This window comes from Pseudoalteromonas sp. MMG012, from assembly GCF_018100875.1.
Taxonomy (GTDB): domain Bacteria; phylum Pseudomonadota; class Gammaproteobacteria; order Enterobacterales; family Alteromonadaceae; genus Pseudoalteromonas; species Pseudoalteromonas aurantia.
On sequence record NZ_JAGJEF010000013.1, the window covers coordinates 66,941 to 78,946 of the forward strand.

At 39.4% G+C, this 12,006-nt stretch carries 9 protein-coding genes; 2 read left to right on the plus strand and 7 right to left on the minus strand.

What is annotated here, in order from left to right; translation table 11 throughout:
- Positions 1-439: 439 nt before the first annotated feature.
- Entirely contained in the window at positions 440-1,459 is a 1,020-nt protein-coding gene (locus J8L97_RS06845; protein WP_192507644.1) for an AI-2E family transporter, read from the minus strand.
- A gap of 142 nt (positions 1,460-1,601) precedes the next feature.
- On the opposite strand from J8L97_RS06845, the gene J8L97_RS06850 reads away from it, so the two are divergent.
- Entirely contained in the window at positions 1,602-2,498 is an 897-nt protein-coding gene (locus J8L97_RS06850; protein ID WP_211048354.1) for a TIGR01777 family oxidoreductase, read from the plus strand.
- A 63-nt stretch (positions 2,499-2,561) separates the two neighbouring features.
- Here the strand turns inward: J8L97_RS06850 and J8L97_RS06855 are convergent, their stop codons facing one another.
- The 5 genes from J8L97_RS06855 to J8L97_RS23760 form a co-directional block, all read right to left on the minus strand.
- Entirely contained in the window at positions 2,562-3,353 is a 792-nt protein-coding gene (locus tag J8L97_RS06855; protein WP_211048355.1) for a hypothetical protein, read from the minus strand.
- A gap of 1,088 nt (positions 3,354-4,441) precedes the next feature.
- Positions 4,442-5,494, minus strand: coding sequence for an acyl-CoA desaturase (locus J8L97_RS06860; RefSeq protein ID WP_211048356.1), 1,053 nt, complete (start codon positions 5,492-5,494; stop codon positions 4,442-4,444).
- Positions 5,491-6,555 carry a flavin reductase family protein gene (locus J8L97_RS06865; protein ID WP_247688559.1) on the minus strand — a complete coding sequence of 355 codons (1,065 nt, stop codon included), beginning with the start codon at positions 6,553-6,555 and terminating at the stop codon, positions 5,491-5,493. Before J8L97_RS06865 ends, J8L97_RS06860 begins: the two co-directional genes overlap by 4 nt.
- A gap of 264 nt (positions 6,556-6,819) precedes the next feature.
- Positions 6,820-7,338, minus strand: coding sequence for a GNAT family N-acetyltransferase (locus tag J8L97_RS06870; protein ID WP_211048357.1), 519 nt, complete (start codon positions 7,336-7,338; stop codon positions 6,820-6,822).
- A gap of 121 nt (positions 7,339-7,459) precedes the next feature.
- The gene (locus J8L97_RS23760) at positions 7,460-9,379 is read right to left on the minus strand and encodes a S8 family serine peptidase (protein ID WP_210998073.1); all 1,920 of its coding nucleotides are present in this window, start codon (positions 9,377-9,379) and stop codon (positions 7,460-7,462) included.
- 623 nt (positions 9,380-10,002) lie between these two features.
- Here J8L97_RS23760 and J8L97_RS06880 point away from each other — a divergent pair.
- Positions 10,003-11,220, plus strand: a complete 1,218-nt coding sequence (locus J8L97_RS06880) for a glycoside hydrolase family 18 protein (protein WP_211048358.1) — start codon at positions 10,003-10,005, stop codon at positions 11,218-11,220.
- A 90-nt stretch (positions 11,221-11,310) separates the two neighbouring features.
- Here the strand turns inward: J8L97_RS06880 and J8L97_RS06885 are convergent, their stop codons facing one another.
- Complete coding sequence (locus J8L97_RS06885; protein WP_192507652.1) at positions 11,311-11,727, minus strand: globin family protein; 417 nt, start codon at positions 11,725-11,727, stop codon at positions 11,311-11,313.
- Positions 11,728-12,006: the final 279 nt, after the last annotated feature.

Below are 12,006 nucleotides of genomic sequence, written 5' to 3' on the forward strand. Positions count from 1 at the left end.
GCAAATAGATTTTATGCTATAGATTTTATGCTTGAGTGTTAATATAGATCATCACTATTTAAAAGCTCAAATTTATGTACAACCAAACTAACTCACAGCGCAGTAAACTTACTGAACAGTCGTTGCGCACAAAGCAGATACCGTCGGCTTCCTGATTTTACTCATCAGGGTAAAAGGTTTAATGAGGTTACGTTTTGTCGTTATCGAGGTATGCCGTGCTTACAGGTGTAGACGTTCGCTTTTTATTTAAAATGCTTTTATTTGATATGTTTTTAGTTAACATGATTTGATGTGAGGAAAAATCAGAAAATACAGCTCATCATCAATGGGTTATCACTCACGTATCGGTACACTGCCTTTATTTTGAAAGGTAAAGCCCTGCATGGTTAAACACCTCAAGGCTTTACATTTTTTATTTAAATTTGCCTATTACTGTACTTTACTCCGCGTTTCCGAGCATGGTTGCTAACCACTGCCCTTCTTCGGTCGCTTCAAGGGCTATCTTAACCACCATTGTTAACGGCACTGACAATAACATGCCGACGGTGCCCAATAACCAGCCCCAAAAAATCAACGACAAGAACACCACGAGTGTCGACAACCCAAGGCCACGGCCCATAAATTTAGGTTCAATGATACTGCCCATTACCGTATTTATTATGATGTAACCAACGGCGACAATACCAGCCACAATTGGCCCCAATGTGATCAATGCTAATAACACCGCTGGAACAGCGGCAATCATTGAGCCAATATTAGGAATATAGTTAAGAAGAAATGCCACAACCGCCCACAGTACAAAGTAATCTACACCTAATACCCATAGCAACAAACCAGCGCAGAATCCAGTGGCCAACGACACCATTGTTTTTATCGCCAAGTAAGAATTGATTGAGTCTAAGAATCGGTCGATTTGTTGCATTTTCATTTGCGGGTCGTCCAACGCCAAGTGCACTTTTTTACTTAACATCGGTGCCTCAAACAACATAAACACAACCGTCAATATGATTAAAAACACATTCGCCATAACGCCACCAAAGCCTGTTAACATATTAGTGGCCATATCAATCATTTTACCTGGGTCGAATAAAGAAATAAGTTGGTTTTTATCTATCAAAATATTGTATTGTGCGGCAATATTCACAGTCCAAATAAACTTATTTTGTAACTCCTCTCGATATTGTGGTAATTGCTTTGAAAAATCAGTAAGAGATTGGCCAACAAGTCCTGCTAAGCTCATCCCAATTGCAGTAATAAGGCAAATGACCAATACAATAGCGATCCCTTTTGGGATATGAAAACGCGCAAAAAACTTCAGTAATGGATTACAAATGATCGCGATAAAAGCAGCTAAAATAAAAGGGATCACGATATCACTCGCTAATTTAATACCAGCAAGTACAACAAATAACGACGCTAAAATAACGAGACTTTTGTTTAGGCCTGACAGAGAAGACACAGAATTTCCTTAACAATTTTTTGTTAATTCTAAATCATTCCATCCCAAAGTTGTAGCAGCATAGAGCGAAAGGTGATCGATAGTACAATCATCTCGTATACTGAAATACACAGCATACTTTTCTCAGCGGAGATAATTAAAAATGAGAATACTCGTTACAGGCGCAACAGGGCTAATCGGTAGGCAGTTATGTGGATTTTTAGCACAGCAGTTTAAAGTGACGGCCCTCTCCCGTAACGTTGATAACGCGCAAGCGCTACTTGGTCGTAAAGTAACCTGCATTTCAACATTGGAGACAATAAACTTTGACACAATCGACGTTGTGGTTAACCTAGCTGGCGAGCCAATCGCTGATAAACGATGGTCCGACAAACAAAAACACCTCATTACTGAAAGTCGTATCAATATAACGCAGCAGTTAGTCACTAAAATAACGCAGGCCACCACCCCACCTCATACATTCATATCTGGCAGTGCGATTGGTTTCTATGGCAGACAAAATAGCCAAATAACGATTGATGAAACGTTCAACGATTACAACCCAGAGTTTAGTCATCACTTATGTAACGAATGGGAACAAACCGCTCGTCGTGCAGAGTCAAGAAACACGCGTGTGTGTGTGTTGCGTACTGGAATTGTATTGAGCCAAGATGCTGGGGCACTTACAAAGATGTTACCCGCCTTTAAGCTGTGTCTGGGTGGAAAAATGGCCGATGGCCAACAAATGATGTCTTGGATCCACATTGATGACATGGTGAACATCATATTACATTTAATTAATAACCAACACCTGTCTGGTACTTTTAATGCAACGGCTCCCAATCCTGTCAGTAACCAAGAATTCACAAAAATATTAGCCAGTACACTGTCGCGACCTGCGGTGTTGCCAATGCCTAAGATTGTATTACGGCTACTATTCGGGGAAATGGCTGATTTACTGATTTATGGACAAACTGTTATACCAAAAAAATTACTTGATAGTCAGTTTTCATTTAGATTTAATCACTTAGATAAAGCATTAGCGAACCTCTTACGTTAAAAATGCAGACACCGAGGGTGTCTGCATTTTTATAACGCTATAACTAAAACTAAGTCAATTCGATTATTTTACGATTAACTGGTCTTCAAGCAAGTAAATACCATTGGGGTCGGTCAAGCTAAATACTTTTACAGCGAGTGTTTTTCCTGCCGCGTTTTCACATTCTAAGATCTGATATAACACTGGCTGACGCACATTAACGACATATTTATTTGCAGTGAATACATCTGAATGGAATGGACCTTTTGACTCTTTACCTGAAAACAAACCAAGCTCAACACCACGATTAGCAACAACAGAACAATAAGCTTGGTTGTTATGGTTGTTTACCGTTAAACGGCTAGATACATGATACTCACTGTGGTAGCCAAATGAGTATGGTTGGTGAACGAACTCACCTTTTGGTGTTACGTCAATTTGCCAATCCACATCTGGTGCACCAGGGATATTAACCTGTACTTTATAGTCAGTTCCTTGCGCATCGTAACAACTTACGCGCAACTTTTTGTTTGTAGATAAAAACTGCTCTGGAATGGCCACTGACGCAGTCAACTTTGAAGGGTTATTTGTATCAATAGTCACACGCGTATTGGCAACATGCTCACCATTGTTATTCCAGCCCCCCGTGTTCGAATAAACATTCGCTACATCGCAGTAACTGGTATCTTGCGCTAGTAACAACTCCACTGTTAAGTGATGTGCATATTCGCTGATAATTGTCGCAGAAGACACCGGACCAGAAGCGTATTGAGTCAAACGCTCGTATCCATCCGTATCTTCTACATTTTGTGCTAATGCAAAACTTGCCCCAGAGAATAATGTTGAAGCCAATAATAACGCATTAGTTTTATTCATGTTTAATTTCCTTTTTAAGTAACTTATTTCATTGAATACAGGCTCACCCCGCATCAATTGAACCTATTTTAACTACAAGCCAAAGTTAATATCAATGAAATTAATTAACAATTTTTAACTAAATATTTTCAAAATAAATAATTAGAAATAAAAAACACCACATAACCTGTTAAATATCAGTAATTTAAATAAATACAAAGCCACCACGTCAGATTAATTTTATTTACATTTACATAAAATTGGCACTTCACCAACAGTGTTTACATTAGTTTTATTTGGCATTATTTTTACTAATTAATTTCATACGAAAAGCAAACAACTATTATTTTGACAAACCTAGCCAAATATAAACCAAACGATATCTACATGAGTCTTGCAGTGGAAAATAGGCAGAGAAGCGATATGTGCGCTTTGAATTAAGTCACATCACCGGTATTGAAATAAAGCGCAATGTAATAAAGTGCATTGATTATTTAACATACTATAGGAAAGTCATTGATACCCAGTATAACCTCAGATTTGGATAAGGGTTTTGGAATAGAAAACGTTTTAAAAATAAACTTACGTACAATCCAATGACGATATTTTGTTCAATATCAAGGCGCTTTTATGCAGTAATAGCGGGCTATTACAAATGAAAGCAACGCCGAGAGTGAAAAAAATAGCTTTATTGGGCAAATTCGCTTATCCAGAACTGAGGTTACTTAACCTCAGGTTTGGATAAGGGTTTTGGAATAGAAAACGTTTTAAAAATAAACTTACGTACAATCCAATGACGATATTTTGTTCAATATCAAGGCGCTTTTATGCAGTAATAGCGGGCTATTACAAATGAAAGCAACGCCGAGAGTGAAAAAAATAGCTTTATTGGGCAAATTCGCTTATCCAGAGCTGAGGTTAGTATGCCTCTTAAATACTGGGTTTTTCCTTGTTACTGCGTGCTGCCCACAAATATAAACACACATCATGTACTGCAATATGAGGGGCAATTCAGTGCGGTACTAACCAGCTTAATTTCGTACGTTTAAGCTGGTTAAAAGTAAACCAATATCCCCCCGTGGGAACGGTAGCACTATCTAGTTGTACAATCAGGGAAGTGAATAACGCATGATCCGCTTCAGCACAGAGCCATATTGGCAAAAAAATGTACCTGTATTGTATGCAATTCCATGACGTGCAAAGACAGACTGCACCATCGGCGCGACTTCTTGATACCTAGACGAAGGTAAGTCAGGGAATAAGTGATGCTCTATTTGAAAACTTAAATGTCCTGTTAATATATGAAAAGTATTTCCCCCTTGAATATTGGACGATCCCAATGCTTGGCGATAGTACCATTGACCTTGACTTTCATTTTCGCATTGCTGTTGACTAAACGTTTTTGTCTGCTCTGTAAAATGGCCACAAAAAATGATGGTTGATGTCCATAAATTACGTAGTAAATTAGCCAGAAAATTGCCCCCGAGCACCCATAAAAATAACGGCCCTGCAAGCAATGGAAACAACACATAGTCTTTCACCAATTGCCGACTTCCTTTGCTAAAAAAGCGCCGTTTCAATATAGCGTGTGATACTTTATAGTCTCGATTCTGTTTTTTCTTACCCAAAAAAACCCGTTCGGCTGCAAGTTCGTGATAAGACACACCCCACTGAAAAAATACACTCAAATTTATATAGGTAAAAAACTGCCAAGTGTTCTTTAAACGCCATTGAAAGTCATCAGACAGCCTTAATAGCCCGTAACCAAAATCTCTGTCTTTGCCAATGATATTAGTATAAGTGTGATGTTCATAATTATGCACTCGATGCCAGCTCTGTCCATCACATGCAATATCCCACTCATAAGCCATGGAGTTTATGTTTTTGTCATTCATCCAGTCATACTGACCGTGCATTACATTATGACCAATCTCCATATTGTCTAGTATTTTAGCCAATGCAAGTAAAACAACGCCAAGCAACCATATAACTGGTTGCCAAAACCCCAATAGCAACAGAGCGCGACCTAACCACTCACTATAGCGCTGAATTCTTATTACCCGTCTAATATGATCTGCATCATACTGACCTACTTTGGCTAACGTGAGTTGCTTTATTTCATCTAACTCCTCAGCCAATAAGTCAAAATTAACTGAACTCATAACGTGACCTCCAAATCAGAAACGGGCTGTGAGATACATAATTGGATCAACTGATGGCCACTATCAGATAGCGCGCCAGTGCGAATATCTCTGACCACACCTTTACTTTTTACACATTGGCACTGGTGACAGATCCCAATGCCACAACCTCGGGTTACAGCAACATTTTTTTCTTCCAATTGTTTAAGTAGCACATCGCTGCTATTAACCGATATGACTTGGCCATCAAAATTTAAAGTATGCTCAGCCCCCATATCCAAACTGTGATAAGTCGGTGCTTTTTTTAAACCAAACACTTCGTCAAAATACTTTAGTCCTAAATCACCACACACCTGTTGTACCTCATGTAGCATCTCATTCGGTCCGCAGCAGTAAACATCCACTAAGTTGCTCACTGATAAGTAATAGGATAATGCTTTACTGTGTGCTCTCGTACATAACTCAAAGCTAAAATTACGGTGCTCAGTCTCAAGCTGAGTTAACTGTTCAACAAGTTGATGCTGATCTGCTTTAGCAAAATACACCAAGCGAACTGGCTCCTGTATATCACGTAAATGCTGTGTAAGCATTGCTGCGAATGGCGTTATTCCTGAGCCTCCCGCAATCATAAGTAGAGGCTTTTTTAGAGATTGAACAACAAACGTGCCTTGTGGTTTCGATATATTGACCCATGCAATTTTTTTCAGTTGTTCAGAGAGTTGACTTGTAAAACGCCCATTAAGGTCAACGCGTATTAATAACGAGATACAGCCCTGCTTATCACGCTCATATGGGCAAGACGCAATCGTAAAAGTACGCGTCAATAAACGGCCATTCATTTCAACCGTTATATTTATATGTTGTCCTGCCAAATGGGTAGGCCAGTTACGCTCAGGCCGTAAAGATACACGAATAAAATGTTCTGCCGTTTTTTCCACACATTCGATATGAGCTCGATATAAGTCGGCTCTCCAAGCGGGTTTAAAGTGCTGTATCACAGGTTCAATATACCCAGCAAAACTTCGATGATGTAAAAACCATTGTGAAAACTTGTTAGAGACGGCCTGTAATATTCGTTTCAATTGAGCGTACACCTGTTAGCTTAAATTTGAGCGCGCAAGTGTACGCTCAAATTTTAAGAATTCAAGTTAAATTAGAATAAAAGCTCAATTAAAGAAAGGTATGAGATCATTGCAATGAACAACTCAGCGATAAATTATTATTTTTGATACGACAAATAGCCATCTATCAACAGGTATATTAACCACTGATTGTATCATGTGGGGGTGAATATCGCGTACTGAGAATGTATAAAGCGGCGAGCTTTAGTGGCTTCTTAAGTTTTTTTATGCACTCTTGTTAGTTATTGAATATACAGAGTCATCGACTAACACACCTTTAATCATGGTGTTCTTCGTTAACTTTCGAATACGCGTAAACCCGACTTTCTCTAGCAATTTATAAGAACCAATATTATTAGTTGCACAAGTTGCCGTCAGTTCTTGCATATGCAATGTCTCAAAAGCATGCTCCACTAACAACTTTAAAGCATCAGTAGCGTACCCTTTGCCATGCGCATTCGGCTTTAACATAAACCCAACTTCGCTAATACCTTGCTTTTTGTCTATTAGTTGCATACCTATATTGCCAACTTTCTCATTCGTTTTACTATCAGTAATACTAAAATACCAACTTTCGCTCTCCTTTGACGTTCTTATTATTCGCTGGCTGAAATTAAACCTGATCACCTCTAATGGTAAACAATCGTACACATATTTCATTACACGAGAACATTGGTTCATTTCTAAAAATAACGCCCAATCCGATTGATTGAGCGGCGCTAGCTTTACATTTTCATATAACATTTTAATTACATTCACCTAGTGATGGAATAAACCTGGCTGATATTAGTCTCTCTCTATTAGTGAGTAATATAGAAATAAAAAAGGCCGCTTATGCGGCCCTATTCTAAGCTAATAGATTTTATTACGGTGTTGCTGTGATATTCACAGAGACACCTGTCGCAGTACTATAACCATAAACATCGATATACCACGTGCCTGCTTGCGGGTTAGTAAATGCGCAATTTTCAACATTACCACCAGCATAAGGTCGGCAATCCCACTTCGAACGAGTAGATGCTTTGCCATACGTTACATACAAATCAGCATCACCTGTACCGCCTGACATTGCAACGTTAAAGTTTGAATAACCATCCGCTAAGTCAAACGTATAACGAACCCAGTTACGGCGCGAAACATTAATGTTATTTGTTGTCTCATCAATTGCCGGTAAGTCACCACCTGGTGTACCTGAACAACCATTTGCATTTAAGTGATCAACAGCTGCTTTTGCTTGAACTAAACCATGGCCAAACTGCACATCTCTTCCTGGTGCACCTAAGTCTTCCGCTGTTGCTGTTAACACAGTACGAATTTGTGCAGCGGTACAGCTTGGGTGATGACTCCATACCAATGCAGCAACACCAGCAACATGAGGAGAAGCCATTGAAGTACCGGTCATTTTTCCGTAGTTACCTGGGCTGATATTAATAGCCGCCGATGTACCTGCATCCGCTAGCATGGCTGCACCAGCAACATCAGTCACTGTTAAACTTGGAATCGTTGTTTGGTTTGAATCACCTAAAGTACCGCTGAAGCTCCCAGCTGCATTATTATATATAATCGCGCCTACGCCGCCACTGTCTTCACAATTCTTAACTTTATCATGGAACGAAATAGCACCACGTTGAATTAAACACACCTTACCATTGGCACCATTGTCAGTCGCTTCACCAGTTGCAAAATCATATAAAGAAGCAGTAACAACACCTTGGTTTTCCATTGCATTGGTATCATACGAAATACTATTTACAGTTAAAGATACTGAAGAGCCATCACCTTCTGGGTAAGTCGATTGCACATCAACGCCTGGCGCTGCAATTTCTACTTGGCTATTCTTTTGTGAGCTGGTGTATAAATCTTTATTTTTATCTACACCACCAACTGACATAACTGAATCATATGATGCAGGGAAACTTTCTAGATCCGTTGGGTTAGATAACACCCCGTCATTTCCCGCTGCGGCAATTAATAACATACCTGCATCTGCAGCGGCTTGCATACCATTACGTTCAGTCGTGCTTGAACCTGCACCACCTAAACTCATGTTTACAACATCTGCACCTGCCGATTGACATTTGTTAACTGCGTCAACAAGCTCTGATGAATATCCCCAACCACTTGCATTAAATACTTTAATAATATGCATTGAAGGATCTGTGCCAATCACACCTCGAACGCCAATACCATTATTCAATGCCGCAATTGTGCCAGCCACGTGTGTACCATGTGGGCCACCATGTTCAAACCAGTTTCCTGTGCCTCTGTCATTGGTGCCTGATATAGTTCCACCGTTAGAACCCATATCTTCATGTGGCAAATCTAGGCCAGAGTCAATTACACAGATCTTTTTACCGCCGCTGGCTGCTGATGCAACCATATCATCAACCTGATCAGCTTGAACTAAACTAATGCCATAAGGGATATCTTGAGACATTAGACGACGTGGTAAATCTTCCTCAACGTATTCAACATCGCTGTCTTCTTGTAGTGTTTGCAGCTGTGCGCTGGTTAATGGTGTTACAACGGCATTCAGACTCGGTTTGAATTGTGCATTGTTAATTCCTAGGTTAAACATTCTAGATTGAGTGAGATGTGACATCTCACCTTCACTGCCCATTACAGCTGAAGTTGTTCCTGATTTATATTTAACGATATAACGCTTTGGAAGAGGCGATTTATTTGCTTCTTCTAGCATTGGTGCTGCCTGTAACGACGCTGAAACAGCAAGCGATAGTAAAGTTGCGCTGAAAAGTACTTTGTTGTTTTTTTGTTGCTTGATCATGGTTAAACCTGTCATTTGTTATTATTTTCGTTAAAAAATGTATCAGAAAACATAAAAATTAACATAGGTAAATGAAGCTGGATTGTAAAAGATTGTTAACGAAACCGACATAAAAATTAAATAATAGATTTAAAACAACAGGTTAAAAGTAAATAGTTTCGTTATTTGAAATTGATAATATTTACACGGCACATCAATATAAGAATATATAATTACAACCGCTGTCTCTCAACCCATAAAACAGATCCAAAATACGCTTCGCGCTATCACATATACGTCGACTGTTCACCTTACTCTCTCAATCAAAAATAAAACCACAAAAACAACTAAGCATTTGTTTTATATTAATTAAAATTCCACCCCATCTACTAAGGTATTGCCTTGTGATGTTAATTTTTGTCTAAATAAACGTATGTTATATCCAAAACTAGGCTATTCCTCACTCTTTAATACAAGTACATAAATCACTTACCCATAGATCACATCATTGCTTATTCTTATCTTTCACAACGATTAAGTGTGCTTCTCCTTACATTATTTTTATTCACTTTACATAAAATTAATATTAGTGCTACAACAAAGTCGCTAAACGATATACAACATGTAGAATTAAGGATTATATAATGTTTAAAAAAACAGTTATGGCCAGCTTAGTCAGCGTGCTCCCGCTTTCAGTAATGGCATCAGTAGAGCAGTCTTGCCCTCGTGTTGAAGGGTTTTACGCGACATGGGATCACCCTGCCGGTGGTAATATGGATATTAAAGATTTGGCGACCGACCAACTCACTCACATTATTGTTGCATTTGCTTACCCGCAGTCTGATGGCAGTCTTGATACTCAAGAAGCGGATCAATATATCGATGATATTGTGAGTCATGCACATGCCAATAATACCGGTGTGATGATATCGGTCGGCGGCGCTGGGGTTGACTTTCTTTCAATGGATGAAGCTGCTCGAAGTCAGCTTGTGTTTAACCTCGTTGAATATGCAAAGCGACATAATCTCGACGGTATAGACGTTGACTGGGAAGATTGGAGTAGTTATAACCAACCTAACCCTGAAGAAAGTAACAGGCTCCTAAATTTAGTCAAAGATCTCCGCGCAGCACTGCCTAAACATATTGAGGTAACTGTCGACGTACAAGCCGGTGGTTGGTCAGGCATCAACTTTCACCCCGACTTAGACAAATATGCTGATATCATTCGCTTTATGGCCTATGACTATACAGGAGGCTGGGGGGGCTCTCCTATTAAACATCATGCATCATGGGACGATATTCATAGTGGGCTCGTAAATCCAAACATCGCCAGTCAAAGCATGATAACTAAATATGATGTAAGTAAAACCAGCCTAGGCCTGCCATTTTACAATAAAACATTTATCGATGGTAAAAATGGCCCTGTATCAGTGTACACATCTCGTGACATTGTTGATAACCTAGTCAAAGGGCTCGGTATAGACTATAACAGCGGGCAATATATCTTAGATAACGATGCATACTTTTGGGAAACCCCAAACTTAATACACACCAAAACACAATTCGTTGCTGAAAATGGATATCCTGGGGTGTTTATTTGGGAGTTACATCAAGACTCGAGAGATGAGCAATATAAGCTGCTAAATGTGATTGCCAAAGCACTTCCCAAATGCCAACCTTGCGCTGATCCTTGGCAGTCATATCCTGCTATTTATAACACAGGTGACACCGTAAGCTTTGCAGGGAAAAATTGGCAAGTAACGGGCGGCCCGCTACACAGCGTACAACCGATGACATTAGGGCATGCGCACAGATATAAAGACCTTGGTGCATGTAAAAACTACGTAGTTAACCAACGGTAATTCCTCTTAGTGGTGCTTACACCAGATAATCTGTGCTCTTACACGCATTATCTGGTGCGCAATTAATCATAAGCGTACAACCTATCCCGCTTACTCTCGAAATGCATGTGCTTTCATTACTGTGGCAATGATCCTGAAAACATCAACCCACGCTTGACGTACTTCTGGGGTCCAACTATTACCCAGCCCAACTTTAAGTGTATGTAAGAGCGCATTACCTACTGGGGTAAAGTCCTTGGCGTGCACGCCATATGCAACATGCCTATCAGCAAGTTTATGCAAGATAGGTATTAGTGCATCTAAATCGTCTAAACCATTTACCGCAACCTTAAGGGTTGCCATCAACTTTTGGCCTTGGCTTTTCAAGCTATTTTTAAATAAAGGCTTTAACGATGGATCATATTGGAAAAGGGTAGTATAAAAAATATCAGCAGCTTGCTCTGCAATGGGTTCAACCTGCGCAAAACTCTGCTGCACCAATTGCTTTTGCCTGTTCGTTATCGTCATTGCCCTGCCTAATTATTCAGTTAGTTAGCACATTACTTTCTAATTTAGTCGTTAAGCGCTATTGTCGCGAATTATATTTAGTTATCTCTTTATATATTGAACATGAAGCTCGCTTCATCAAAAATAGGGTAATGCATGCCTTTTTTGCTATCTTCAATGGTGATAAGAAAACCAAAGCACACAACTCAAAAAATTCTCACAATTTCTGTAAAAATACAGCTTGTACCTAAAAACACACTTCTGCAACAAACCGACACGCAAAAAAAACAAGCTTTACAT

Coding starts and splice junctions, on each gene's coding strand:
- J8L97_RS06850 (WP_211048354.1), top strand. CDS start 1,602: ATGAGAATACTCGTTACAGGCGCAACAGGGCTAATCGGTAGGCAGTTA.
- J8L97_RS06855 (WP_211048355.1), bottom strand. CDS start 3,353: ATGAATAAAACTAATGCGTTATTATTGGCTTCAACATTATTCTCTGGG.
- J8L97_RS06860 (WP_211048356.1), bottom strand. CDS start 5,494: ATGAGTTCAGTTAATTTTGACTTATTGGCTGAGGAGTTAGATGAAATA.
- J8L97_RS06870 (WP_211048357.1), bottom strand. CDS start 7,338: ATGTTATATGAAAATGTAAAGCTAGCGCCGCTCAATCAATCGGATTGG.
- J8L97_RS23760 (WP_210998073.1), bottom strand. CDS start 9,379: ATGATCAAGCAACAAAAAAACAACAAAGTACTTTTCAGCGCAACTTTA.
- J8L97_RS06880 (WP_211048358.1), top strand. CDS start 10,003: ATGTTTAAAAAAACAGTTATGGCCAGCTTAGTCAGCGTGCTCCCGCTT.
- J8L97_RS06885 (WP_192507652.1), bottom strand. CDS start 11,727: ATGACGATAACGAACAGGCAAAAGCAATTGGTGCAGCAGAGTTTTGCG.